This is a genomic window from Erythrobacter sp. HI0063 (assembly GCF_001635685.1).
GTDB lineage: Bacteria > Pseudomonadota > Alphaproteobacteria > Sphingomonadales > Sphingomonadaceae > Qipengyuania.
Genome location: NZ_LWFF01000160.1, coordinates 1 through 25571, shown reverse-complemented (window position 1 = coordinate 25571; position 25571 = coordinate 1). Strand labels below are relative to the sequence as shown.

The window sequence follows — 25571 nt, the reverse complement described above, 5'->3', positions numbered from 1 at the left end:
GCCACGAAAGGGAGCGCGATGAGCAAGAACAGTGTCAATGGAACAACCATCGGCAGGAGCGATCACCCATTGCTGGCATTTGACTGTTAGTGCGCCGCCTCTCCGCTCGCTTTTCAGCGGAAGCGTCCGGAGAGAAATTCAGCGCGAGCGTGGTTTTCCCCGTTACACACGCATACCGCTCCATCGCAAGAGCAAGCGCAGCAGAAACGCGTCGAATTCACCTTCCCAAGCCCCTTTCAGCGCCCGAGCGCGCGTACGAAACCGGGCTTCCCTGGCGCGAGGATCGCACAACAGGAGAGCCTCAAGGAGCGAACCCCGGTCGCTCTTTCCGGGCGAATTGATGCTTCGATTTCCATTCGCTGGCTCACCAAGGCCGCCGCACCAAATCGAGAATGCGCCGGGGTCAGCGCTCTTGTCGGATGCCGGAAACCATTTTTTAAACGTAATATGCGAATTCGCGCACATGATCTTTCGCCGCCCAACGCCCGATTTGGAAACCCGTGCCGCGCTTGCGAATTACCGGTTTTCGCCAGATGCCATCCTGCTGATGAAGGAAGGCGCTTTCGTCGAATGCAACGCCGCAGCCGAACAGGTCTACGGTGTCTCGCGCGCTGAACTTATCGGTCAAAACCCCGCGGTCTTTTCCGCCGAAACCCAGGCGGATGGCCGCCCGAGTATGGAGCACGTCGGAGAACGGGTGCAGGAAGCACTTGCCGAAGGCTTTGCGCGCTTCGAATGGTTCAATGTGCGTGGCGGAGAACGCGTACGCATGATCGTCACTCTGATCCCGCTTCCCCAGGAAGGCGCCGACGCCCTGCTCGTCCAGTGTCAGGATTTCTCCGAGACCGGTCGCATGATCGATGCGGTCGCACACGGCTTGGCCCGCCTGGAAGAGGGCGATCTGACCGCGCGGCTGGACACCGCGTTCAGCCCCGAATTCGAGCCCTTGCGGATCAGCTACAACAGCGCCGCCGAAAAGATCATGCAATCGGTGATGTCGGTGACCGAGGTTGCGGACGCGCTCCAATCCGGGTGCAGGGACATCCGCGAAGCATCGGACGATCTGTCGAGCCGCACAGAGCGGCAGGCTGCCAGCCTCGAAGAATCCGCCGCCGCGATGCAGCAAGTCACACAGACCGTTCGCGCTTCCGCCGACACGGCTTCCCAGACCGAAAAACTCGTGAAGGAAGCGAACGACAATGCGAACAAGTCCACCAAAACGGTGGACGACGCGACGCAGGCGATGGCCAATATCGAACGCGCCTCCAGGGAGATCGGCGAGATCATCTCGGTGATCGACGGGATCGCATTTCAGACAAATCTGCTGGCGCTGAATGCCGGTGTCGAGGCTGCCCGAGCCGGCGAGGCCGGGCGCGGTTTCGCTGTGGTCGCCTCGGAAGTTCGCGCCTTGGCCCAGCGCTCTGCGGATGCAGCCAAGGATGTGAAGGCTCGCATCGAGGCATCGGTACAGCAAGTCGATCGCGGCGTTGCCTTGGTTTCCGAAACGGGCGAGGCGTTCAAATGCATCGTCGGCCAGACGAACGAGCTGAGCGCTTTGATCGCGGAAATCAGCGAGGCCACCCGTCAGCAAGCCGTCACGCTTGGCGAGATCAACTTGGCCGTAGGCGATATGGATGGCATCACCCAGCAGAATGCCGCGATGGTCGAGGAAACGACCGCAGCCGTTCGAAACCTCGCTCAGGAGGCCGATCACCTCATCCAGTCCGTCGAAACTTTCCGCACCAGCCGCCGCACCAATGTTCCGACAGTGCAAGGCGGACACGAACTGCGCGTCGTCGGAGGCAGGCGTTAAGGATCGGCTATACTAGGAAGCTTTCCGCGCGAGCACGATCCACTCGGCGCTGGTGTGGCGGTTCGGACGGCCCTCCCCAGGCGGGACGCTTCGATTGGCCGACTAATCGCCCGACTTAGCTTTCTTGCCGACCCCTTATGACAAGATTGTCGTCGCCTGGCGCCCATGGGGCGACGCGGAGCATGACTTCTAAGAACAGCTCCGATGCAAGGGCCTTGGCCAGCCAAGTCCGGACGCGGGGGATCGGTTGGGCCGCGAACCAGTCGGAATCGACCGCTGCGAATTGCCGAACGAAGGGCATGATCGCTGCGTCTGCGATACCGCGCGTCGAACCGCACAAATATGCCTGCTCCGACAATCTCGCCTCCAGCACGTGGAGGAATTCCATCCCCTGCTGGCGATGCGCCATGGCGTCGGACCCGTGGCGGTCCGGATATTTGTACCGATCGAGATCGTGCTTGAACGGCCCGTCATTGCGCGCGATCAGGGCGGTGTCATCGCGTTGCAGCCAGGTTTCGGGGTCGTTGCACTGCAAGGCCCAGCGCATGATCTGGATACTTTCTTCGATCACGGTACCATCGGCGAGGACCAGCACCGGAACCGTCCCCTTGGGCGATGCCTCCAGCATCTCTGCCGGTTTGCGCGCCAGTTGCACTTCGCGCAGCACGTAGGGCGTTGCGCTGATCGCCAGAGCGAGCCTTGCGCGAATCGCATAGGGACAGCGGCGGAAACTGTAGAGGACCGGTTCAGCCGACATGGTCACTCCTCATCCTCTCGAGGGTCGCTCCTACGTGAGCACGGCCCTGCTCCGCCGCGCGCAATTCCTGGCGATAGCGCTCGCGATAGGAAGCGCGCTGCCGATCGTCCCTCTCGCCATGGCAGGCTGCGCAGCTGGCGCCCGCTTCGTAAAGCGGCGAAAGCCTGTCTGCCGGGCTTACGGGGCGGCGGCATGCGAAACACAGCTCGTGCGTGCCCGCCGACAGGCCGTGCCCGATGGCGACACGCTGGTCGAATACGAAGCACTCGCCCTGCCACCGGCTTTCTTCTTCAGCCACATGCTCCAGATAGGCGAGAATCCCGCCCTTGAGGTGATAGACATCGTCTAACCCTTCGCTCTTCAGATAGGCGGACGCCTTTTCGCAGCGAATGCCTCCGGTGCAGAACATGGCCACTCTCGGCGGCTTGCCGGATCCGAGCAGGCGCTGACGTTCGCGCGCGAACCAGTCTGGAAAATCGCGAAAGCTGGCGGTCATCGGATCGACGGCCCCTGCGAACGAGCCGATCGAAACCTCGTAATCGTTGCGCGTGTCGATCACGATCGTATCGGGATCGTCGATCAGCGCGTTCCAGTCCTGCGGATCGACATAAGTGCCCGCATCGCTCGCCGGGTCGAGATCGGGCTGCCCCATGGTGACGATTTCCTGCTTCACGCGCACCTTCATGCGATGAAACGGCATCGTCGTCGCGCTCGAAAACTTTACATCGAGATCGGAGAAACCGGGCCAGTTGCGGATATGATCGAGGACCCGATCGATACCCGCTCTCGACCCCGCAATCGTGCCGTTGATGCCTTCGCCTGCCAGCAGCAGCGTGCCCTTGATACCTTGCTCGTCGGACACCTTTTTCAGAGCGTCTCGGACCTCTCCGATCCGCGAAAGCGGTGCGAAGCGATACAGCGCGGCTACGCAGATCGGCGATGGGCCTTGATGTGTCGGCTGGGTCATGGTCATTCTGCGTAGCGGTCTTCGCCGAGCCCCAGAGCGTCAGCGCCTCTTTTTGGCCGGGGCGGCGTGGAAATCGGGTTCCTTCTTGGCGACCCAGTCCACGAATTTGCGCATGTCGGGATTCATCAGAATCGCTTCCACGTCGAGGCCATGGCGCTGCAATTCGGAATTGCTGAAATTGGCGATCAGCGTTTGCTGGCAGATGGGGTGCATCGGCACGACCTCGCGCCCGCCCCGGCTTTTCGGTACGGGATGATGCAGGACCGTGGTCTCGCCCAGAGGACGGCTGCAGAGCCAGCACTCGACAGGCGCCGCTGCCTCCCCGTCACTGTCCTCGTCCCCGTCCTGATTGGGAATGCGTTCGTCCAGCGCCCTCCCCTTGGAATATTTGCGTGCCACGTATTTTCGCCCGAATCCTGAAAAGGTTGGATCGGCCTCTAGCCGAAGCGGGCTTGGCTCGCCACTTCGCGAAACGATTATCAGCCACACCCGTTCGCATCCTGTAGCCTACGGCCCCACTCGCTGCGACGGGCCTTGGGCAATCCACCCGCGCCGGACTTCAACTGGACGCGACGAGCAGCAATTCTTCTTTCCGATCAAAGGACTTGGAGCACCATGGGTTTTCTCAAGAACGGTACCTGGCACGACGAATGGGCGCATAACGACGAAGAGAGCGGCGAATTCGAACGCGACGAAAGCGCGTTTCGAAGCTGGATCACCCCCGATGGTTCGGCCGGTCCCACCGGCGACGGCGGGTTCGCCGCCGAGCCGGGCCGTTACCGCCTTTATATCAGCCTCGCCTGCCCCTGGGCGCACCGGGCCAATGCCGTGCGCCATCTGAAAGGATTGACCGATGCGATCGAGCTCAATGTCGTCCACTGGCTGATGAAGGAGGGCGGCTGGTCGTTCCGCGACGGCGAATGCGTCACGGGCGATCCCGCTATCGGCGCCGATAATCTCCACCAGCTCTATACACATGCCAAGCCCGATTATTCGGGCCACGTCACGGTGCCGGTGCTGTGGGATACACGCACCGAAACCATCGTAAACAATGAAAGCGCGGACATCATGCGCATGCTGGGCAGCGCGTTCGATGCCTGCGGGGCGAACGATCTCGATCTTTATCCGGAAAGCTATCGGGACAAGATCGATACGCTGAACGACCGGATTTACGACGCGGTCAATAACGGCGTCTACAAGGCGGGCTTCGCCACTTCGCAAGACGCTTACGACAAGGCCGTGACGCCCCTGTTCGCAATGCTGGACGAACTTGAAGAGCGGCTCGAGGGAAAGGACTGGTTGGTCGGCGATCGCCTGACCGAGGCGGATATCCGCCTGTGGACCACACTGATCCGTTTCGATCCGGTCTATCACACGCATTTCAAATGCAATGTCCGCCGGATCGCCGATTATCCCAATCTGGCCGCGCTGACCTGCCGGATCTACGAACTCGATGGGATCGCGGAAACGGTCAATTTCCGGCACATCAAGCATCATTATTACGAAAGCCACGAGCGGATAAATCCGCATGGGATCGTGCCTGCCGGGCCCGCTCCCTTGGTACCGGGGATGCAGAAATGAGCAGCCGCGAAATCCTGTCGCTCCACCGCGCGATGCGCGACGATATCCAGGATCTCGTGACTCGCAGGCCCCTGCCCGGCCAGGGCCTGCCGCAAGTCGATCCGTTCCTGTTTCTCAACCATCACGGGCCGCAGACCTATCCCTCGCCCAATCGCGGCCTGCCCTTCGGACCCCATCCCCATCGCGGCTTCGAAACGGTGACCTTCATCCTCGCCGGAAGCTTGGCCCATCACGACAGCGGTTCGGGCGCAAGCGTGGTCGAAACGGGCGGAGTTCAGTGGATGACGGCGGGGAGCGGGCTCGTCCATGCCGAGCTTTCGCCCGAGCAGTTCAAGCAAGATGGCGGCGCGCTGGAAATCCTGCAATTGTGGGTCAACCTGCCCGCGAGGCTCAAGATGACCGCCCCGGCCTATACGCCGGTGCCCGCCGCCGACATGGCGCAAAGCAGTCCGGGCGAGGGCGTGTCGATGCGTGCGGTGTCGGGGACGCAGGACGCGCCGATCCATTCCCTGACGGATGTCATGCTGGGGATCGTTTCGATCGAGCCCGGTGGCCACGCCGACCTGCCTGTCCCTTCTGGGCGCAACGTGCTGTTCTACACGGTCGAAGGCGAAGGGGCGATCGGCGGGAGGCCTGTGCCCGAGCACACGCTCGCACGACTGACGGACGGAGATGGGATCGAAGCGACGAGCGAAAAGGGTTGCCGCATCCTGTTCGGCCATGCCGATCCGATTGGCGAGCCTGTGGTAGCACACGGCCCCTTCGTCATGAACACAAGGGAGGAAATTGCCCAAGCCGTGCACGACTATCAGGCTGGCCTGTTCGGAGGACTATAGCCAACCGACCGAGCGCCGGATGCCGCCCGCGCCCGCCCACCGATCCATTTGCGCGACGCACGGTCACAATTAAACTTTCCTATACGCAAAACGCGTAGCCCGTGTCGGAGTAAGGAAGCCTCCTGCATGAATTTCCTCGTCCGTTTGGCCGGTCGCAAGGGCCTGGATCGGCGCAGTTACGCCCTGATCGGCTGCGTCGTGCTGCTTGCCGCCCTGCTTACCGGCGCCAGTTGGAGTGCAGTCGGCAGTTCGCAGGAACGGCAGCACGCCGCCGAATGGCAAATCCACACGCTCCAGGTTCTCCTCGAAACCGACGATCTGAAGGTCGCCACGCTCAGCATGGTCCGTGGTGAACGGGGATATCTGCTGACCGGGGACGAGACGTTTCTGCAGCCCTATCAACGTGGCCTTGTGAATTCGCGCGAGGGTCTTGATCGCCTGACGCAACTCACTCTCGATAACCCCCCAGCAACAGCAGCGCATCGGCCGCCTGCAAACCGAGATTGCGCATTTAAGTTCGGTCCTCGAAGAAATCGTCGAACTCAAACGCTCGGGCGACCACGCTGCTGCGCTGGCGCGGGTCGGCTCGGGGGCCGGCCGGACCGCTACGGACGAGATCCTCGAGGAATTGCGCGGGATCGAAACCATCGAGCAGGATCTTCTTGCCGTTCAGACGGAAGACGCTCGGGCCAAGGCGGTCGCGAACGAACGCTATCAATATGCTCTGACCCTGATCGGCATTCTCCTGCTCGGCCTGTCCGCCTGGGCAACAATTCTCGTCCGCCGCGCGCTCGCTGCCGAGGCCGAAACGCGCCGCATGCTGCAGCGCACCGCATCGAGCGACGAGATGACCGGCCTCAGCAATCGTCGCGGTTTCATGGACGCCCTGCACCGCTCGGTCGCCCGATCGTCCGACGGGCGCAAGGAACTGGCGTATGCCATTTTCGACATCGATCGGTTCAAGTCGATCAACGACACCTATGGGCATGCCGCCGGCGACGCAGTGATCGCCGAAGTCGCAAGGCGAGCGGTCGCGACGTTTCGCGCGCGGGATCTGGTTGGCCGCATCGGCGGAGAGGAATTCGGCGTCATCCTGCCAGCCGCCAATCAAGCGGAAGCCATGGAAGCTTGCGCCCGGATGCGAGCTGCGATCGAGGCCGAGCCGATAATGATCGATGGAAAGTCGATCGGGGTCACGGTGAGCGTCGGCGTATCGCAGCTACACCGCGAGGAGACCGTGGAAAGCCTGATGGCCCGCGCAGATCACGCTTTATACGAGGCGAAGAACAGCGGTCGCAACGTGGTTAGACTGGCAGCGTAAGCCAAAAAGCGACCTTCGCCAAACCGAAGCGGCGGGAAATCCCGCGTTGTGCGTCGATCAAAAATGGTGCCAGAAGAGGACACGAAACCGCCCTAATCCAATCTCCGAAAAGCGCGGTTTTCCGAGACGTTCGATCGTATCCTGCAGACTCTTGCGGTCAATTTTGTGTTCCAGTCAATATGACAAATTGGCGACCGCTTTGCGCCCTAATATCGGTCGTTCGCGGTGCATTTCGGTAGCTCCAAAACCGGTCGTTCGAATACCCGGCGCGGCCTGATCTCAAACGCATGAGCTCGGGGCGAAGCCTTCGTTCGCAAGTTAAATGAAAGACACCGACCTGTGGTTAGTGGTCCCTCAAAGGGTTTTCAACGTCCCGGCCCGGACGGACAAGCTTGGCCGGCGAGATTGGACTAGCAATCTTTGTTACCGCAGAGCTCGGCGACCCGCGCAGAGGGCTGCGCGCGAGCATCGGTGCGGCGGGCGGCGCTGGGAGAGTCTGATCGCCCCCGATGCCGTCCCTTGTCCTATGCTCAGCGGGTACGTGCCGGTGCGAACAAGACCGCATTTGCTATGAGAAGGTCGAGCCCGTCGAGATAGCCGCGCGTCGTAGGATCGTGGGTGAACCCGATGGCAAGGCCGCGCCCGACGGGCTGCGCCATCATATAGGGTTTGTAGGCCAATTGCAGCCGGTTCTCGTCCCATACGTGCCCGCTCGCAACCAGCCGGTCAGGTCCTGCGAAACGCAGGACGTTGATCCCATCGGCTTTGTTCAGGGGCCGGAATACCGTGCTGCCTTCTGCGACGACGATGGGGCCCTGCTCGTAACCGGAAGACAGGTAGCTATCGGGGTCGGCGACCGTACGCACCAGTGCGCCCGGCAATTCGTCCGGCGGCGCGGGCTGATCGATGGTGGCCGCGCGGTATGCTGCCTCGTCCGGGATCGCTTCTCCGGCAACGAATTCGCCCCCTTCGTCGCCGTCTTCTGCCTCGCCGCCGGTCTCACGAGGCGTTCCGCCCAGGACGGTTTCGCGGCGGGTGGAAAACAAGGCTTCCTTGCCCTGCGCGAACCCCACCGTCGATCCGCCGACGGTGACGACCACGCCGCCTTCGCCGGCATAGCTCCTCAAGGCCGCTATGCCAGCGCCCCCAAGGCTCGAGAGCGGATCGGCATCTGGCACGATCACGACATCGTAATCCGACAGGATCGTGCGTCCGATCGCATCGCCGCGAATGGGCACTACCGGTAATCCCAGTCGCTGTTCGACAACGTAGCGCCACGCGCCTGCGGAAGTCGGCGCCGTGCCGTCCCCCCACACGAGCGCGACACGTGGATTCGAAAGCCTGACGAAGGAGGCGCTTCCAAGGTTTGGGCCGGACTGCGTCCATCCTTGCGCAAGGCCCACCGTCTCGGCTCCGATGGTTTGCGCGAGCTCTTCTAGGCGCCGCAAGGCCCCGGGCGCATTTTCCCCACGTGCGAACACCACCGTACCCCGCGGATAAGTGCGCCCGTCGGATTGGAATGCGTCCGCCGTGGCACGGCCGACCAGCCCTTCGGCGAGGGCCGCCACGACAAGGCGGGCCTGACCGGTATCGGTCCATGGGACGGCCACGCCAAACGGATCGGCATCGTTGCCCGAGCGCATCGGCGCAATTGGCGAGGATGCGTCCAGAATATCGCCGCGACCACGCGCTGCATCGCAGACCGAGACGGCGAGACCCGACATCATGCCGACGGACCACGCGGTCGTATCGTACAGTTCGTGGGCCTGGCCGCGCTCTCGCCGCTGCTCCTGCCGCCTCACGAAGTCCGCCGGCAAGGCCGTGCTTTCGTCGAGGAGACTGCGGATTAACCGCCCGTCGCCCTGGGCGCGATCCACGGTAAGCGCACCGGATGGATAGTCGCGCCCACAAAGGGTGACGGGGCCGACGATCCGGCGGGTCTCGATTCCCTGAGCCGCCAGCCTGCGCCCGAGCGCTTCCGCGTTCCAGCGGCGCGTGCCAAGATCGATGACGTAACTCCCTCCGGGTCGCTCGGCACGGGCGCTGCGGCGATAGGCAGCATAGTCGCGCAGGAACGCCTCGGCGTTTTCGGCAACCGTCAGAGCGGTTGAAAGCGTTGCGATGAAGTGGTTCCGCACGCCTTCAGCATAGGTGACTTCCGAGCCGTCGCGGCGGCGATAGACCAGGCCGCGTGCCGATCCCTGTTCGAAGGTGCTTGCGATCGCGCCCTTCAGCGTCGGCCAGGTATCTCCGTAACCGGGATAGAACGCGTCGTAGACTTCGCGAGTAAAGTAGACCTGGCCGATCCGGTCGAACCAAGCCGCATGATTGCGGCCCAGCAGCACTTGTTTTTCCCGCTGCGTGGCCGTGATGTTGGGATTGAAGGGATCGGCGGACGGGGGGAAGAAATACGTCTCTTCACCGCCCATTTCATGCGCGTCGACCAGCACCACCGGTTTCCATTCGCCGATCGCCGCGACCTTGCCGCGCGTTTCCGGCTGGGTAAGAGCGAACCAGTCGCGATTCAGATCGAACAGATAATGGTTGAAGCGCCCGCCGGGCCATTGCTGGTCGTGCTCGGCAGCGGACGGATCAGCTATCGGCACGGCGCCGCGCGCCTGGGAATAATGCTGGACGAAGCGATTGCGCCCGTCCGGGTTCTGCGAAGGATCGATCACGACGAGGGAGTTCGCGAGGATGGTCTCGACCCGCGGATCGCCCCGTGCGGCGAGCAAGTGATAGGCCAGAGCGAGCGCGGCGTCGCTGCTCGAGATCTCGTCGCCATGCACGCCGTAGGAAAGCCACGTCACCGGCACCAAGCCGTCCTGAGCTTCCGGCTCCCCGCCCCTTGCAAGACGCGCCATGCCCGCCTTGATCTGTTCACGCCGGGCGATGTTCTCGGCGCTTCCGATCACGGCATAATACAGCGGCCGGCCTTCCCAGCTCCGGGCATATTCGACCAGTTTCATCCGTTCGGGCGCAGCTTCCGCAAGCGCTTTGAAATAAGCGACTATCTCTTCCGGGGAGGTGATGTCGCTTCCCGTCGCATGACCGGCGATCTGTTCGAGCGTCGGAATGCCCGGATCGAAGGAGCCTTCCAGCACGGACTGAGCCCGCGAAGGTCCGACAGGCCAGACAGCGATCATGAGAAAAAGCACAGCGACCAAACGGACAGGCATAGGCAGGCTCCGCACCGGTGAAACGACCCCATCCTATCGACCGGGATGGAATTGCAAAGGGCGCTTTGCGCCAGGTCGAATCAAGAAGCGCACGCACTGTTGCTGCACCGCAACACGAACGACCCCAAACGTTCGCATACGCACAACCACTCTTGTTCGCGGACGCAGCATTGGTTTTAAATTGCTGTGTTAAAGCCAAAGGAGACACATCGATGCCCGCATCTAAGGCGCAGCTAGCCGAATGGAACCCAACCCTTCGAGCGGTCGCGCTGGCATCGACTATGCTGTTCCTGCCGACAGCCGCATTCGCGCAGGAGGCGCCGAGCCCGGCCGACGATGACGACGTGGTCGTGGCGGATCCGTCTCAAGACGAGATCGTGGTCACTGGCACGCGCCTGCGCCGCGAAGCCAACGAGGTCGCGCCGTCCCCCATTTCCACTGTTACTGCCGAAGAAATCCGCGCGACCGGCGTCGTCGACGCTTCGGAGGCGCTGAGGGAAATTCCCGCGCTGTCCAATTCCGGCACCATCTCCGATTCACTCGAGCGCGGCGCCGGCGGGGTTGGGCAGGCGACGCTGAACCTGCGCGGTCTCGGTTCGGACCGGACCCTCGTCGTAATCAACGGTCGCCGACATGTGTCGGGTGTCGCGGGGTCGCAGATCGTCGACGTATCCACCATTCCCGGTGCGCTGATCGAACGGGTCGAGGTGCTGACGGGCGGAGCATCCGCCGTCTACGGCGCGGACGCCGTCACCGGCGTGGTGAATTACGTCCTGCGAGAAGATTTCGAAGGTATTGATATCAATGCCCAGACCGGAATCTCGCGCCGGGGCGACGGGTTCACGGGCTCTGTCGACATCGCGCTGGGCCAGAATTTCTCGGACGGGCGGGGCAATGTAGCGATCGCGGGCGGCTATTCGCGGATCGACGAAATCCAGCAGGGCGATCGCCCCTACACGCGCGCCAATGCGCGCTTCAATACCGGCCAGACCTACCCCAATCCGGGTCTTCGGTTCCAGCAGGGGGAAATCACCGCTGGCGGCACGCCCAATTTCTTCGATTTCTTCTCGGTCGCGAACGGCTTCTTTCCTTACGGTTTCCAGATTCCCGTGCCCGGTACGGCGCGATACGATGCGATCTTCGGCGGCAGAGCGCCGACCGCTGCCGAACAGGCCCTGATCGACCGGGCGGTCGCCAGCCCCTCGCTCGCGTTCCGGTCCTTCCCCAACTTCGCGATCTCGTCCAATTCGGGCCTGATCTTCCGCCGCGACTTCGCGTTCTTCAATGCCGATATCAACAATAACGGCGTCAACGATTGCGAGGAATCCTTCATCGGATTCACCGGTTTCGGCGGCGGCGGCTGCTATGTCAGCACCCCCGATGGCGGCGTGCGAATTTTCCAAGACGGCGTGATCGCCAGCGGGTCCAACCAGTTCGGCGGCGACGGTGCGGCCGAGCGATTGAGCGCCGCATCGCTCATCCCGCAGAACGATCGTTACGATATCAACCTGCTTGCCAGCTTCGAAGTCTCTCCAGCGCTCGAAGCGTTCGTGGAAGCGAAATATGTTCGCACCGAAACGCAATCGCAGAACCCTTACAACACGTTCTACGATTCCCTGCTGATCTATGCCGACAACCCCTATATACCCGCTGTCCTTCAGGCGGATGCCGATGAGGCCGGCGGTCTTCGCGTTTCTCGCGATTTCACCGATCTGGGGGCCGGCATCACCAATTCTGACCGCGACACCTACCGCATTGTTGGCGGTGTCCGCGGCGAGATCACGCCCGCGATCGATTACGAGATTTCCGCCAATTACGGTCGTACCGATTCCAGCTTGACCAGTCAGAACACCGTTCTGTACGATCGGCTGTTCGCAGCGCTCGATGCGGTCGACGAGGGCGAATTCTTGACCGGAAGGCCGAATGGCAATGTCGTCTGCCGGTCCGATCTAGACCCGACCGCCATCTATCCCGGCAGCCAGTTCTTCCCCGTGATCGAAGGGGGCTTCTTCACTTTCAATCCGGGCGATGGCTTGTGCCGCCCCATCAGCATCTTCAACGGAGAAAATTCGGTCTCCGCCGCAGGGGTGGACTTCATCACCACGCCGACCACGACCCGCTCGCGCATCGAGCAGCTGGTCGTGAATGCGACAATCGTCGGAGACACCGGATCGTTCTTCACCCTGCCCGGCGGGCCGGTCGGTTTCGTCGTCGGTGCGGAATATCGCGACGAGAAGAGCCGCACGCGGCTCGACCCTCTCGATCTCGGCATTCTGCAGATCGACACGCCATTCGGCAATGCGGGTGACTTCATCGGGGATATCAGCGGAAACCAGGCCCTGACCTTCGATGCGCAGACCCGTTCTTTCGACAGCGGCGGCAGTTACGACGTGAAGGAGGTCTACGGCGAATTACGGCTCCCGATCCTGGCGGACATGCCGTTTGCCGAAACGCTCGAACTTTCGGGCGCGGCGCGATATTCGGACTATTCCAATATCGGCTCGACCTTCACCTGGAATGTCGGGGCGATCTTCGCGCCGATCGAAGACATCCGGTTCCGCGGCACGTTCGCGAAGGCCGTGCGCGCGCCGAACATCTTCGAACTGTTCAGCCCGCAACAGGGCACCGTGTTCCGGCCTGCGGACCCCTGCGATATCGCGCAGATCCAGACCCTGCTTCAGGCGGATGCAACCGCAGGCGCCCAGCGCCGCGACAATTGCTATGCCGAACTTTCCGGGCTCGGCTTCGATTTCAACACCAATCCGTATCAGGATCCGCTGACGGCGCGTTTTTCCGGCACGACCGGTGGCAATCCCGAGCTCGAGGAAGAAACCGCAGAGACCTACACGGCCGGCGTGGTGCTACGCCCGCGCTTCATTCCGGGCCTCACGATCACGGCAGATTACTACGATATCACGATCGAGGATGCGATCGACGCGGTGAGCGCGCAGGACATCGTCGACAGCTGCTATGATGCGACCGATTTCCCGAACCAGTTCTGCGACTTCTTCACTCGCAACACGAACGCCGGTTCACCCACCCTGGGCGGCTTCACGTTCTTGCGGCAGAGCCAGATCAATTTCGGCCGGATCGAAACCGCCGGGGTCGATGCCACCGTCACCTACGGCTTCGAAGTCGGCGAATTCGATATCGGACTGCGAGCGCAGGGAAGCTGGGTCGACAGGATCGATTTCTTTTTCGATCCCACCGACCCCACCAATGTCGACCCCGAACTCGGCGAACAGGGTCGGCCTGAATGGCAGGCGGCGGGCGGCATCAGTGTCGGCTACGGACCGGCCAGCCTCGGATATCGTCTGCAATGGATCGACAGGCAGGCGCTCGGCGGCGTCGAGATCGAAACGGCAGACGTCGTGGCCGGCCCGGCCGGGTTTGCGGATGATGTCTTCATTCACGACGTGTCGTTCGATCTCGAGGTGGACGACCGCTTCAGCTTCTACGGAGGCGTGAACAATTTGACCGATGTCGATCCGTATCCCACGAACTCCGCCTATCCCGTGTCGCCCTACGGAAGATATTTCTTCGTCGGCGTGCGCCTTCGCAGCGACGCGTTCGGGTTCTGACCGCGGAGTGGGGTTGCCTGGCCTGCACTCCCGTTCCGGCACGGAGATAGTCGTTTTCCGATCTGGATGGACTTGAGTCTGCTCTTCGAGAAGCTCACGCCCTGTCCTTTTATGTCCAGTGCCGGAGACAGTTTGTCTTTTACCGACCTATATCTCGCTAGTCCGCAAAGCGCCCATATTAAGTCATCGCGGCCTTCACCAAACGCTCCCGAAAGCAGACCTTCGTTCAGGGGGCCACTTCGTCAGCAACGCGCCCCAGGATCGGTCATTGCGGCCCTTGTCGAGCGCCCCCAAGGACGGACACTCATCAGGATACGGGGGGGCGTCGATAATCCACCCTTATTGCGGACTTTTAGACGCTCCCGCGAATTCCTGAAGGCGGACCGGCATCTTTGCTCCGATAATCGGCGCCGCCTATGTCCACATTTGGGATGAAAACAGTCATCGCCTAACAAACTTAATTGATCCCATCCCGTCGGCCAACGAAAGTGAGCTTTTCACCGTGTTTTGGGGTAACAAAATGTGTCTCATTCTTCATCGCTATTGCAGCAGGCCCACGACTACTCGGCCCGCCGCAAAACCTATCGCGCACGCGCGCTCTATCGGCATGATGGGCTGACCAACGAGATCGAATTCGAAGCGGAGCATCTTGCTGCGGCCATACAAACGCTGAGCGAGGCAAAGAATTGCGGGAGCTCCGTTGTGGAGGACGAGGAAAAGCGCTTGGGCACGGTCCATCTGATAAACCCCGGCCAGTGGTGGTTTACCTCTCTATAGCGCACGTCACCGCTCCCTTCGCGTAAGATAGAGATAGGCGGGATCGAAGCCGCAAAACTCTGCCAGACGCTCGAAGTCCTCGATGTAAACGCGTTTGTCTCTGTGATCGGCAAGTTTCGCGGCGCGCAACTGTTTCACGACGCGGTTCACATGGACGAAGGTGAAACCGAGCGCTTCGCCCAACTGGGCCTGCGTCAAAGGGAAGGCGAAAGAATTGTTCTCGACCAAGCCGACCACGTCCATCCTGCTGTACATTTCGCAGAACAGGTGCCCCATTCTTTTCAGCCCGCTTCTGGTTCCGAGATTTTGAATCCATTCCCGATGGATCGAGGCATCGGTCATAGTGGCGAACCATAGAATGCGGGCAAATCGCGGCCTCTCGTCGATCAAAGCGTCTATGTCGTCGTGATAAAGCTTGGCGATCTTGCATTCGGTCAAGGCTGTGAGCGTATGGTCCAAGCGTTCCAGAGGATAGGAGTGCAGGTCGATGAAATCACCTGGGATCTGAAGCTCAGCGATCTGCCGCTCACCTTCAAAATTGATTTTCTCACGACAGGCGATCCCCGCGAACAGAAGCGAGGAGTAATTTATCTTTTCACCCTCAGGGACGATGGTCTCCCCGGCATCGAAACGCGCCTCGCCATCCATCCGAGATACTAGAAGGTCTTCGTCTTCTTGAGAAAAATCAAACCGCTTTCTGATCGTCTTGATGAACTTGTCGACTGACCCTTCGGGCGCAAGCTCTCGTTTCGAATTGTGCTGTCTCGGTACGTTCTTTCCCCATTGCTCACGACCATCACAGTCCCGGCAATGGCTTCAAGCTAACCTTCAAAAACTTATTCTGGCAGCCACTCGAAGCCAAGCTTATCGCGACCGATAGTAAATTCAAGCGGTGGCAAATTCCTTCGGCAGCCCGCTGGTCTCCCAGCCATCGTTCTTAACATTCATCTGCTTATCCTATTCCAGTATGAAGTCGATGGCCGAATGTCGGCTTTAGGCGTGCAAACTATCAATACCGGTTATACCGCTTACGGCCCAACATCGGTCGCGCGTGCGCCAGCGAGGAGAAAAGCCTTAGGTTGAAACTTTCGTCCCGCAGACGGCCAACATAAGCGAAGCTGGCCGAAAGCCTCCCTTTTCACGAAGCTGTTCTGCATCGGCTTGCCCGTTGCGATGTAAGGCCGCTCGACGCGCCACTCCTGCGACCAGCGCAGGATCTCTGACGAGGTCAGTTCGGTGCAGTTTTCGCTGACCGCCATTTGCGACTTGCCCTGCTGTCCGATCAGGTCGGTCAATCCACCAGTGCCAGACATTCCTGCGGGAAATCGTAGGCCACTCACAGGATGCGGAAATTTCGGTCGCGGACCAGACCGTTAGAGACGGGTTCGTAACGAAGCGAAGAAGGGCGCGCAGCGTACAACTCGAGCGACCACGCGCCAATTCGGTTCATCCGACAACACCACTGGCATGCGCATACAAAGTGCCAGCTTACGGCCATAACGGCTCTACACGCGCAGCCCTTCCTCGCGGCAGATGCGCAGCAGCCTCTCTCGGTGAAGTGAGTTACCGAGCACGATTAATTATCTTCCGAGCCAGTTTGACGACCGGCACATCGACCATCGCACCATCTTGTTTCATTATGCCTATTCCGCCCTCAGGATGGTCGCTCCATTTGCTGACAATTTTCCTCGCCCATTCGACTTGCTCGCGCGTCGGTACAAAAGCCGTGTTGGCAATTTCGACCTGTCGCGGGTGAATACAGAGGAGGCCGGAGGCGCCATAGGCTCGCGCTAGGCGTGCAGCTTCTTCGCTCCCCTCAGCATCCTCGAAACGGGCAATGGAGAATGGCTGACAAATGCCCGCAAGATCGAAAGCCGCAGCGGTCATGGCGATCTGGCGACAAGGCATGTCGAGTAGCAGCGGAGTAGGAGGTACACCCATACAGGCTGCGAAATCCTCCGATCCCAACGCAATGCCGATCAGGCCTTCTGCCTGCGCGATCGTGTTCAACCGGCACAGGCCGAGCGGGGTTTCGATCAGGCCGATGATCCCGACTTGCCGACCCGAACCTTTCGAACGCAGCATACCGATTGTGTCGGCTATCTGCTCGACCGATTCGAACTTCGGAACCATGACTGCGTCCGGTCTGACATGGACAAGTGCCTCGACATCGAGCGGGGCCATTTCCGACTCGGCGTTTATTCGCACTACAACGAATTTGCCGGCATCTTCGATCAGACTTGCATGTTTCTTTAGGTTCTCCCGCGCGACAGTCTTCTCGGATATCGACACTCCGTCTTCGAGATCCAGAATGATCGCATCCGCTGACGACGAGCCGGCCTTCCTTATCAACTTCTCGTTCGATAGCGGCACGAAGAGAAATGAACGCACCGCCGCTATTTGACGGCCCGAAAAAGTCATGAGCGTTCAGCTGTAGTATTGCCGGTGTCTTCGGACGGCCTTCGCAAGCCGTCGCGTCCCCGACGCTTGACCTTTTCGCCTTCGCTGGCAAAGGCCGCGAAATTGAAGTTAATCAGGCTGGCGCGCGCAAGAGGCTCTTCGAACGCGAGGCCCGCTTCAAGCGTGTGGGCGTTTCCGAAGCGTATCGAACGCTCCATATCCGCTATCACCCCCTCATGGCCTGCAACGATATCCGAAGCGATCGCCCTAGCTTTCGGAAGAAGATCGGCCTGGTCGAAGACATCGACCACCAGGCCCCAGTCGCGGGCGGTCGCGGCGTCGATGTAACGGCCCGTCAGGCTGAGGTAGCGCGTGCGCACCGGGCCGATGGCGCGCAGCAGATTTTGGGTGAGGCCCAGCGATGACATCACGCCGACGCGCGAGTGCGTATCCGCGAACTGCGCATTCCGCGACGCCAAGATGATCCCGCAGTTAAGCGCCAGTTCGAAGCCGCCCGTCACCGCAAAACCATTGACCGCGGCGATGGTCGGCTTCCCCAGAGCCGCGAAAGCCTGCATCAGCGGCGTGGTGACGCCGACTTCGTCCGGCGTGAGCATGCCGGCCGCCAGTTCGGTGAAATCCGCGCCGACCGAAAAGGAACGCTCACCAGCCCCCGTAAGGATGACGACGCGGACGCGATCGTCGGTCCGCGCGGCCCGCAGAGCCGTGGTCAGGTTCCGGCGCAGTTCGCGGCTGAGCGCGTTGTGCTGCATCGGGCGGTTCATGGTGAGCGTCGCGACGCTGCCCTGCAGTTCCGCGCGCAGGCTGTCTCCTTCCAGACCCGGGATGTCCACCCGCTCATCTCCCTGATGCACCGGCCCCACAATGTCGCGGGCCCTCTTTTACTGCTTTGACATATACCGACGGGACGGTTTATTAAAGGCTAAATCGAGCGGAGAGCCTGAAATGGATACGAAAGAAAGCTACGATGTGGTGGTGATTGGCGCGGGCGCGGGCGGCATGGCGGCGAGCGCACGCCTCGCGGCCGCCGGACGCCGCGTTCTCATGGTCGACGATCACGATCGCCTCGGCGGGCGGGCGTCGAGCGAGCAGATCGACGGCTTCACCGTCAATCTGGGAGCGATCGCGATCGAGCGAGGCAGCACGTTCGAGGAAACCTTCGAGGCGCTCGGCGTGCCGCTCGACATTCGCGAACCGAACCCGGCGACCATGTTCCGCATCGACGGCAAGATGATCAATGTCTCCAAAGGCGGCTGGGGAATGCTGCTGGGCGGCATAACCAAAAAGGCGGCGAAGATCGGCGCGACATTCGCCGATGCTCGCCGCGGCGACATGCCCGAAGCCAGGCTGTCGACCGGCGAATGGCTCTCCGGCTACACCAAGAACAAGACGGTCCATGCGCTGTTCCGCAACCTTTCGGCGGCGATCTTCGCCGCCAATGCGGACGAGCTGCCCGCGCGCGCCTTCCTGACCTATTTCGGCACCAAGGGCGCGTTCAAGCGGTTCGGCTTCTGCCCACGCGGAACGGTAGGCCTGTGGAATGACCTGGGCGACGGCATCCGCCGGGCGGGCGGAGTAATCCGCCTGTCGACCCGCGTGACGAGCCTGGAAATGGACAACGGCAAGGTCGTCGCGGTCGAGGTAACCGATGCCGACGGCACGCACCGGGTCGGGACAGGGGCGGTTATCAGCAATGCGGGCCCCCGCGCGACCTATGCGTTGACGCCCGACGCCTTCGGTGAGGAATATCGCCGAACCATGGACGAGACCATCCGGCCAGCGGCGAATATCGTCGTGAATTTCGCGACCCGCGAACGGCTGTACGATGCGCCAGGCCTGGTCACTTTCGGCCGGACGCGTCGGCTGTGCAATATTGGCGAATTGACCGCGACCTGCCCGGAAATGGCGCCCGAAGGCTGGCACCTCTACGTCGCCTATGCGGTTCCCAAGCCCGCCATCCACGATTTCGACGAGGAAGCCGAGATTGAGGCAGCGCTCGCGGACCTGAAGGACGAGTTTCCCGGTTTCGCCGATGCAAAGATCCTGTCGATCCGCGTCATGCGCGACGATTGGCCAGCGCAGCGATCCTGCGCGGGCTATGACATGACGCAGGAAACGCCGATCCCCAATCTGTGGCATGTCGGCGATGCGGTGAAAGATTACGGCGACGGCGGGACGCAGGCCTGCGCGCTGACCGGCCAGCGCGCGGCCGACTGGGCGGATAGCTGGCTCGAAAACGCCCCGCCGGTTCCGGTCGAAGTATGAGCGCGATGGACTACGTATCCCCCTGGGAAGACGAAGAACTGGCTGCCTGGCGCCGGTCCGTGCACCGCTTCGCGCAGGAAGAGGTCCAGCCTTTCGAAGAAGAATGGTCTCGGCAGGGCTATGCACCGCGCGCCATCTGGCATCGCGCGGGCGAATTGGGCATTCTGGGCGCAGACCTGCCGGAAGAGCATGGCGGCCTCGGCGCATCCACAGCCTATGCCGCTGTGGTCGCCGAAGAGCTGTCGCGCGTAGGTGCGAACTCCCTGCGCGTGGCGATCGGCATCCATGTGATCGCCGCGCATTACATCGCGCTCTACGGCACGGCGGGCCAAAAGGAATACTGGCTGCCGCGCCTGTGCAGCGGGGAGATCGTCGCGGGCATGGGCATGAGCGAGCCCGGCGGCGGCTCGGACTTGCAGAACATGCGCACCAGCGCGGTGCGCGACGGTGACTTCTACGTCGTGAACGGATCGAAGATCTTCATCACCAACGGATCGCAGGCCGATCTGCTGGTGATGGCCGTGAAGACCGATCCAGCGGCGCGTGGGCGAGGCATCTCCATGATGCTGTTCCCGACCGCGACGGAGGGCTTCCGGGTCGGCCAGCGCCTCGACAAGCTGGGACTCCATTCGTCGGACACGTGCGAGCTGTTTTTCGACGAGTGCCGCATTCCGGCGGACGCCCTGCTAGGCGCGCAGGAGGGCGAAGGCTTCAAGCAGATGATGTCCGAATTAGGCTACGAACGGCTGATGGCGGCGATCGGCTGCGTTGCGGCGATGGAATATGCGCTCGAGCTCACCACGCGCTACGCGGGCGAGCGCGAGGCTTTCGGCGCGCCCCTGCTAAAGATGCAGAACATCCGATTCGAACTTGCCGCCATCGCCACCGACACGCTGGCGACGCGCACGCTGGTCGATCACGCCATGGCCGAGAAACTGGCGGGCCGCCTGACGCCCACGGTCGCTTCGATGGCCAAATATTGGGCGAGCGAGCGGCTGGGCCTGGCGGTAGACCGGTGCGTGCAGATTTTCGGCGGCTATGGCTACATCACGGAATACCCGATTACGCGCCTTTATGCCGATGCGCGGATCGAACGGATCTATGGCGGCACCACCGAAGTGATGAAGGATATCATCAGCCGCAGCTTCTAGCCCGCAAAGCGATCCGCGGCGGGCGGCACGTCCGTCGCGGTCAGCGACCTTTGAAGACCGGCTTCCTCCGCGCGGCGAACGCGGTGATGGCGTCCTGCGCATCTGCGCTCGCCGCGGCGCGGCAGATCGCCTGTGCTTCGTCTTCCAGCTGCCTTTCGAACGGCTGCGTGAAGCTGCTTTGCGCCAGCCGGCGGACCATGCCGTAGGCCCGCGTCGGTCCGGCGGCCAGCTCGCGCGCGAATGCCTGCGCCTCCACCCCCGCCCCGTCGGCTCCGGCGATCCGCGAGACGAGACCCATTGCCAGCGCCTCTGCCGCGTCGACGCTCCTGCCTTCGAGAACCAGAGCCTGGAACCGGCGCAGGCCGATCAGGCGCGGCAGCAACCAGGTGATGCCGCCATCGCCGGTGAGGCCGAGCTTCGTGTAGGCGAAGGAGAAAGTCGCCGTATCCTCGGCAATCACGTAATCCGACAGCGCCGCCAGTGCGAGACCTGCGCCTGCAGCCGCACCCTGAACCGCGCAGACGATCGGCGTATCGAGACGCGCGAGTATCGCCATGGCGGCATGAAAGTCGAGCGTCATGCGCCTGAGCGCCACGGGAAGATCGGCCTCCCTCGCGAAAGAGCGGATATCGCCCCCGACGCAGAAATTCGCGCCTTCTCCCCGCAGCAGGATCGCCCGCACTCCGGCATCCCCCATCAGGGCGATGGCGATATCGCGAAATTCCTGGCCGAACTGCGCGTCGATCACGTTGTTCCGGTCCGGCCGGGTCAGTGTGATCGTCGCCAGCTCGTCTGCGACGTGGAGCGATACGGTTTGGGCGGTGTCATCGGCTTGCATCTCTTTCTCCTTCGGCAGCGCGGCGTCACATCCGCTTGGCGACTTCTTCCAGCATGACTTCGGTCGCACCGCCGCCGATGGTCAGGATGCGTGCATCGCGCGTCATGCGCTCGATCGGCGTGCCCACGATATAGCCCAGTCCGCCGTGCAGTTGCAGACAGCCGTGGACCACTTCCTGCAAGGTCTCGCACGCGAACACCTTGAGCATGGAAACCTCGCGCACCGCATCTTCGCCCGCTTCCATCATGCGCGCGCATTCGTACGTCATAGCCCGCGCGGCGGCGGTCTTTGTCGCCATCCGGGCGAGCTGGTTGCGCACCACCTGCTTGTCCCACAGCGGCGCGCCGAAGGCCGCCCGGTCGCGGACATAGGCGGTGGTCAGTTCGATCGCGCGGGTGCACTGGCCCACGCTCATGGCGGCGGCGACGAGCCGCTCGTTCTGGAACGTGCCAGCGATATAGTAGAAGCCCTTGCCCTCTTCGCCGATTAGCGCGTCGGCGGGCAGTTTGACGTTGTCGAAGAAAAGCTCGCCGGTGTCGGAGGAGCGCCAGCCGTGCTTCTCGAACTTCGTGCCCACATCGAAACCGGGGGTGTCCTTTTCGACAATGAAGAGCGAAATGCCCCTGCTAGGCTTCGCATCGGGATCGGTTCGCGCGGCGACGATGTAGACATCGCCGTAGACGCCATTGGTGATGTAGGTCTTTCCGCCGTTCAAAAGCCAGCCGTTTCCGTCCCGCTTTGCATTGGTTCGCATCGAGGCGACATCGGAGCCCGCCCCTGGCTCGGTCACGCAGATCGCGCCCACAATCTCGCCAGCACAGGCGCGCGGGAGATAGCGTTCCTTTTGTTCGGGAGATCCGTTCGCGGCGATATGATGCACCGACATATCGCTGTGGACTGTCACCGAACTCGTGAAGCCTCCATAGGTGGATCTTGCAAGTTCCTCGCCGAGAATAAGCGAGGCGAGCGGCCCCAGGCCGCTGCCGCCCCATTCCTCAGGATGGCGCATGCCAAGGAAACCCAGCTCGCCCATTTCGCGGAATACCTCGCGCGGGACGAAGCCGTCTTCTTCCCAGGCATCGGCGCGCGGAACGATGCGATCCTCGACATAGCGCCGCAGCGACTGCCGGATCATCTCATGTTCGTCGTCGAGCGGGTTCATCGTGTCGAAAAGGGCCGTGGTCATTTCGGGTCTCCGTGATAATTCAGGCAGAAGCGGGGGGCGGCGGAACCACGCCGCGATCGGTGAGGCGGTCGTAAGCGGCGCCGGTGATGCCGAGCAGATCGCCGAGCACGGACGCGGTATCGGCGCCCGGTCGCGGCGCGGGCACGGCCGCGAGATTGCCACTGCCGCCGAAGCGCAGCGGCAGGCCGGGCGTCAACAGCGGGCCGATGCCCGGCTGTTCCAGTTCGGTAAACAGTGGGTTGGCGGACGAACAGGCCGTGTCGACGGCCACCATCTGCCTCACGGACTGGTAGCGCCCGAAGCAGACCTCGCCCGCGGTCAGCGCCGCGCAGGCCATTTCAGTGCCGCGCGCCGCGAACCAGGGCGCAATCAGGTCCGCGATGGCATCGCGCGCAAGGTAGCGATCGCCTTCCCGCGCGAAGTCGAGCCCGCGCTGGCGCTCAATCCCGGCCAGCCCGGCGGCGATGCCGGTGGTTTCGACCAGCGCGCTCCATTGCCTGCCCGTCAGGCCGACCACCATGATCCGCCCGCCATCGGCAGTCGCGAAATCACGGCCGAACGCGCCGAACAGATCATTTCCCGACGCCGGACGCTCGGTTCCGTAGGCAGCTTCGCCGATGAAGCCGAGATGGCCCATGACCGCCAGCGCGACGTCTTCCAGCGCCAGCGTCACCTGCTGCCCCGCGCCGGTGCGGGCGCGGTGTCGTTCGGCCGCCAATAGGCCCAGCGCCGCCATCTGCCCCGTCACCAGATCCCACGCTGGAAGCACGTGGTTGACCGGCGCGTCGGCAGGTCCGGTGAGGCCGGGCAAGCCGGTTCGCGGATTGATCGTGTAGTCGACCGCGCTGCCGCCGTGGCGATCGCCCTGCACCACCAGCTGGAGGATATCTTCGCGCTTCGACTTCAGCGCGTCGTAGGAGAGCCAGCCGCGCGGCGGAAAATTGGTCAGTACGATCCCGCCGCCCGGCCCCGGCGCGGTCGCCAGCGCGGCGGCGATCTCGCGCCCTTCTTCGCTGCGCAGATCGAGCGCGACCGACCTCTTGCCCTTGTTGAGCCCGGCCCAGAAGAAACTGGTCCCGTTCTGCGAGACCGGCCAGCGCTGCCCATCGAGCGCGCCGCGAATATCGTCGATCCGCAGCACGTCTGCGCCCATCTGGGCCAACGTCATGCCGCCCAGCGGTGCGGCGACGAAGGCCGACACCTCGACCACGCGCAGATCGGCCAGTATCGGAGTGATCGCGCGCGTCATGCGGCCGCGACCGCACGGTGCGTTCCCGCCCGTTCGATAAGCGTGCGTCCGACGATCTTGAGCGCAAGCGTTTCCTCCGCACCTTCGAAGATCGACAACACCCGCGCGTCGACGAACAGGCGGCTGACCTCGCTCTCCTCGGCATAGCCCATGCCGCCGTGGATCTGCAGCGCCTCGCGCGTCACCAGTTCGGCGGACCGGCACGCGATCAGCTTGGCGAGCGCCGCGTCGAACGCGGCATCCTTGCCCTCGCCGCCCCGCGCGACCGCATAGGCGAGGCGGCGGCAGACCAGCGCCCGTGCCGCCATGCGCGCGATCTTCGCCTCGGTCAGCGCGAACCGCGCCAGCGGATCGCCAAACACACGCCGGTCCAGCGCGTAGCGGATCGCGGCCCGCAGCGCGGCGCGCATGACGCCCGATGCGCGCGCAGCGGTCTGCATCCGGCCCCCGGTCATGCCCGCCATGGTCAGGTAGAACCCACGCCCGATACCGCTGTCCTCGCCGATCACGCGATCGTCGGGCACGAACCAGTTCTCGAACGACAGGTCGAAGGAATGCATCCCGCGATAGCCCATCGTGGGAATGGCGCGCCCTTGCAGGCGTCCGCCCTCGGGCTGCTCATGAGCAAAGTCGTGCCCTTCGTCGGACGGCTTCTCCACCATCATGAGCGTCAGCCCGCGATGGCCCTTGGTTCGGTCGGGATCGGTGCGCGCGACCACCATCAGCAGTTCCGCCTTGCCCGCGAAAGTGCACCAGGTCTTCGCGCCGTCCAGCCGCCAGCCGCCCTCGACCCGCGTCGCGCGCAGTTGCAATCCGGCGACATCGGACCCGTAATCCGGTTCGGTGATCGCGATGGCACACAGCGGATCGCCCACCGCGATCCGGGGCAGCCAATGCTCCTTCTGCGCTTCGGTCCCGCCCGCGAGCAGGGCGCGGCTGAGGATTTCGGGGCGCGTGATCAGGCTGCCCGCGGCGGCGAGCGAGGCTTCGGACAGAACTTCGGTCACCGCGACCATAGTCAGCGCGGCATCGCCCTCGTCGGCGGCGAAACCGCCGTAGCGCTCGGGGATGGCGAGGCCAAAGGCGCCCATTTCGCGCATCGGGCCCAGTATCGCTTCTGGCACGGTCCGATCGTGGCGATGGATATCCTCTGCCCTCGGCGCCACGACATCGCTGGCAAAACGACCGAAGGCGTCGCGCGCCATGCGGGTGGCCTCGTCGAGATCGGGATCATGATCGTCGCCGCGCGCCTCGACCACCGCCCCGCCCAGCCGACGCAGGGCGGCGGGGGACGCCGCCTCGCGCAGGAAGGCAGCCCAGTCCGGATCGGCGCGCACAGCCTGCAGATCGTCGCCATGCCGCCCGAGAGCGCGCGCGACCGCCTCCAGCCGCGCGAGAACCGCTTCTCCCGCATCCGCCGCGAACAGCTGGGCGAGTTCGCCTGCCAGCCCGCCATCCACCTCCAGCCCCGCCCGCGCCGCGCGCAATTCCGCCGCCGCCCACGCCAGTTCGAACGTCTCGATCTGAAGATCATCGGCCGAGGTTGAGTCATCCGGGCCCGCGATGGCTTCGGCCAATCCAGCGATAAGGCGACCGGCAAGCTCTTGCAGGCGCCCGATCCAGCGCGTGGCCCGATCGCGAGCGTCAGG

General features: G+C 62.9%; 20 protein-coding genes and 1 pseudogene. 9 read left to right on the top strand and 12 right to left on the bottom strand.

All coding sequences use genetic code 11. From position 1 onward, the window contains the following. Positions 1-463 precede the first annotated feature (463 nt). Positions 464-1813, top strand: a complete 1350-nt coding sequence (locus A3736_RS05970; protein ID WP_067680402.1) for a methyl-accepting chemotaxis protein — start codon at positions 464-466, stop codon at positions 1811-1813. A 115-nt stretch (positions 1814-1928) separates the two neighbouring features. Here the strand turns inward: A3736_RS05970 and A3736_RS05965 are convergent, their stop codons facing one another. From A3736_RS05965 to A3736_RS05955, 3 genes are read right to left on the bottom strand one after another with little or no spacing between them, the layout of a single operon-like run. Further along, the gene (locus A3736_RS05965; RefSeq protein ID WP_067680399.1) at positions 1929-2570 is read right to left on the bottom strand and encodes a glutathione S-transferase; all 642 of its coding nucleotides are present in this window, start codon (positions 2568-2570) and stop codon (positions 1929-1931) included. Further along, on the bottom strand, positions 2560-3537 hold the full coding sequence (locus A3736_RS05960; protein ID WP_067680407.1) for a rhodanese-related sulfurtransferase: 978 nt from the start codon (positions 3535-3537) through the stop codon (positions 2560-2562). Before A3736_RS05960 ends, A3736_RS05965 begins: the two co-directional genes overlap by 11 nt. A 39-nt stretch (positions 3538-3576) precedes the next feature. After that, positions 3577-3894 (bottom strand): hypothetical protein, encoded by a 318-nt coding sequence (locus tag A3736_RS05955; protein ID WP_233999258.1) that lies wholly within the window; start codon positions 3892-3894, stop codon positions 3577-3579. Positions 3895-4152: 258 nt separating this feature from the next. Here A3736_RS05955 and A3736_RS05950 point away from each other — a divergent pair, with 258 nt between their 5' ends. From A3736_RS05950 to A3736_RS05935, 4 genes and pseudogenes are all read left to right on the top strand, one after another. Beyond that, entirely contained in the window at positions 4153-5118 is a 966-nt protein-coding gene (locus A3736_RS05950; protein WP_067680393.1) for a glutathione S-transferase family protein, read from the top strand. Continuing rightward, positions 5115-5954, top strand: a complete 840-nt coding sequence (locus A3736_RS05945; RefSeq protein WP_067680390.1) for a pirin family protein — start codon at positions 5115-5117, stop codon at positions 5952-5954. Before A3736_RS05950 ends, A3736_RS05945 begins: the two co-directional genes overlap by 4 nt. Before the next feature lie 126 nt (positions 5955-6080). Beyond that, positions 6081-6362: pseudogene (locus tag A3736_RS18250) on the top strand (CHASE3 domain-containing protein); the annotation flags it as partial. Positions 6363-6411: 49 nt separating this feature from the next. Next, the gene (locus A3736_RS05935) at positions 6412-7275 is read left to right on the top strand and encodes a diguanylate cyclase (protein ID WP_255362966.1); all 864 of its coding nucleotides are present in this window, start codon (positions 6412-6414) and stop codon (positions 7273-7275) included. 530 nt (positions 7276-7805) lie between these two features. Here the strand turns inward: A3736_RS05935 and A3736_RS05930 are convergent. Beyond that, a complete protein-coding gene (locus A3736_RS05930; RefSeq protein WP_233999255.1) occupies positions 7806-10379 on the bottom strand; it encodes a M14 family zinc carboxypeptidase in 2574 nt (857 codons plus the stop codon). A 287-nt stretch (positions 10380-10666) separates the two neighbouring features. On the opposite strand from A3736_RS05930, the gene A3736_RS05925 reads away from it, so the two are divergent. Then, on the top strand, positions 10667-14035 hold the full coding sequence (locus A3736_RS05925; RefSeq protein ID WP_067680376.1) for a TonB-dependent receptor domain-containing protein: 3369 nt from the start codon (positions 10667-10669) through the stop codon (positions 14033-14035). Between the two features lie 522 nt (positions 14036-14557). Further along, a complete protein-coding gene (locus A3736_RS05920) occupies positions 14558-14812 on the top strand; it encodes a hypothetical protein (RefSeq protein ID WP_067680373.1) in 255 nt (84 codons plus the stop codon). A gap of 6 nt (positions 14813-14818) precedes the next feature. Here A3736_RS05920 and A3736_RS05915 read toward each other — a convergent pair whose 3' ends face one another. The 4 genes from A3736_RS05915 to A3736_RS05900 form a co-directional block, all read right to left on the bottom strand. Further along, positions 14819-15460: a Crp/Fnr family transcriptional regulator gene (locus tag A3736_RS05915; RefSeq protein WP_082851337.1), complete on the bottom strand. Its 642-nt coding sequence runs from the start codon at positions 15458-15460 to the stop codon at positions 14819-14821. 380 nt (positions 15461-15840) lie between these two features. After that, on the bottom strand, positions 15841-16107 hold the full coding sequence (locus tag A3736_RS05910; RefSeq protein ID WP_156502001.1) for a hypothetical protein: 267 nt from the start codon (positions 16105-16107) through the stop codon (positions 15841-15843). A gap of 268 nt (positions 16108-16375) precedes the next feature. Continuing rightward, entirely contained in the window at positions 16376-17233 is an 858-nt protein-coding gene (locus A3736_RS05905; RefSeq protein ID WP_067680366.1) for a CoA ester lyase, read from the bottom strand. Then, positions 17230-18066 carry an enoyl-CoA hydratase-related protein gene (locus A3736_RS05900; protein WP_067680363.1) on the bottom strand — a complete coding sequence of 279 codons (837 nt, stop codon included), beginning with the start codon at positions 18064-18066 and terminating at the stop codon, positions 17230-17232. Before A3736_RS05900 ends, A3736_RS05905 begins: the two co-directional genes overlap by 4 nt. A gap of 112 nt (positions 18067-18178) precedes the next feature. Here A3736_RS05900 and A3736_RS05895 point away from each other — a divergent pair, with 112 nt between their 5' ends. Together A3736_RS05895 and A3736_RS05890 are read left to right on the top strand one after the other, a co-directional pair. Continuing rightward, complete coding sequence (locus A3736_RS05895) at positions 18179-19498, top strand: NAD(P)/FAD-dependent oxidoreductase (protein ID WP_067680360.1); 1320 nt, start codon at positions 18179-18181, stop codon at positions 19496-19498. A gap of 5 nt (positions 19499-19503) precedes the next feature. Then, positions 19504-20649 carry an acyl-CoA dehydrogenase family protein gene (locus tag A3736_RS05890; protein WP_197465508.1) on the top strand — a complete coding sequence of 382 codons (1146 nt, stop codon included), beginning with the start codon at positions 19504-19506 and terminating at the stop codon, positions 20647-20649. A 40-nt stretch (positions 20650-20689) separates the two neighbouring features. Here A3736_RS05890 and A3736_RS05885 read toward each other — a convergent pair whose 3' ends face one another. The 4 genes from A3736_RS05885 to A3736_RS05870 all read right to left on the bottom strand — a co-directional run. After that, positions 20690-21487 carry an enoyl-CoA hydratase/isomerase family protein gene (locus tag A3736_RS05885; protein WP_067680354.1) on the bottom strand — a complete coding sequence of 266 codons (798 nt, stop codon included), beginning with the start codon at positions 21485-21487 and terminating at the stop codon, positions 20690-20692. A 25-nt stretch (positions 21488-21512) separates the two neighbouring features. Next, entirely contained in the window at positions 21513-22673 is a 1161-nt protein-coding gene (locus A3736_RS05880) for an acyl-CoA dehydrogenase family protein (protein WP_197465507.1), read from the bottom strand. A gap of 19 nt (positions 22674-22692) precedes the next feature. Next, entirely contained in the window at positions 22693-23922 is a 1230-nt protein-coding gene (locus tag A3736_RS05875; RefSeq protein ID WP_067680351.1) for a CoA transferase, read from the bottom strand. Then, positions 23919-25571 (bottom strand): acyl-CoA dehydrogenase family protein (locus A3736_RS05870; protein WP_067680348.1); only part of this gene is annotated, 1653 nt, incomplete at its 5' end. The genes A3736_RS05870 and A3736_RS05875, both read right to left, overlap by 4 nt.

Bases quoted from the DNA above. Each gene is read 5' to 3' on its own strand.
- A3736_RS05925 (WP_067680376.1), top strand. From the start codon at position 10,667: ATGCCCGCATCTAAGGCGCAGCTAGCCGAATGGAACCCAACCCTTCGA.
- A3736_RS05895 (WP_067680360.1), top strand. From the start codon at position 18,179: ATGGATACGAAAGAAAGCTACGATGTGGTGGTGATTGGCGCGGGCGCG.
- A3736_RS05875 (WP_067680351.1), bottom strand. From the start codon at position 23,922: ATGACGCGCGCGATCACTCCGATACTGGCCGATCTGCGCGTGGTCGAG.
- A3736_RS05950 (WP_067680393.1), top strand. From the start codon at position 4,153: ATGGGTTTTCTCAAGAACGGTACCTGGCACGACGAATGGGCGCATAAC.
- A3736_RS05945 (WP_067680390.1), top strand. From the start codon at position 5,115: ATGAGCAGCCGCGAAATCCTGTCGCTCCACCGCGCGATGCGCGACGAT.
- A3736_RS05880 (WP_197465507.1), bottom strand. From the start codon at position 22,673: ATGACCACGGCCCTTTTCGACACGATGAACCCGCTCGACGACGAACAT.
- A3736_RS05915 (WP_082851337.1), bottom strand. From the start codon at position 15,460: ATGGATGGCGAGGCGCGTTTCGATGCCGGGGAGACCATCGTCCCTGAG.
- A3736_RS05905 (WP_067680366.1), bottom strand. From the start codon at position 17,233: ATGACTTTTTCGGGCCGTCAAATAGCGGCGGTGCGTTCATTTCTCTTC.
- A3736_RS05970 (WP_067680402.1), top strand. From the start codon at position 464: ATGATCTTTCGCCGCCCAACGCCCGATTTGGAAACCCGTGCCGCGCTT.
- A3736_RS05965 (WP_067680399.1), bottom strand. From the start codon at position 2,570: ATGTCGGCTGAACCGGTCCTCTACAGTTTCCGCCGCTGTCCCTATGCG.
- A3736_RS05890 (WP_197465508.1), top strand. From the start codon at position 19,504: ATGGACTACGTATCCCCCTGGGAAGACGAAGAACTGGCTGCCTGGCGC.
- A3736_RS05960 (WP_067680407.1), bottom strand. From the start codon at position 3,537: ATGACCCAGCCGACACATCAAGGCCCATCGCCGATCTGCGTAGCCGCG.
- A3736_RS05885 (WP_067680354.1), bottom strand. From the start codon at position 21,487: ATGCAAGCCGATGACACCGCCCAAACCGTATCGCTCCACGTCGCAGAC.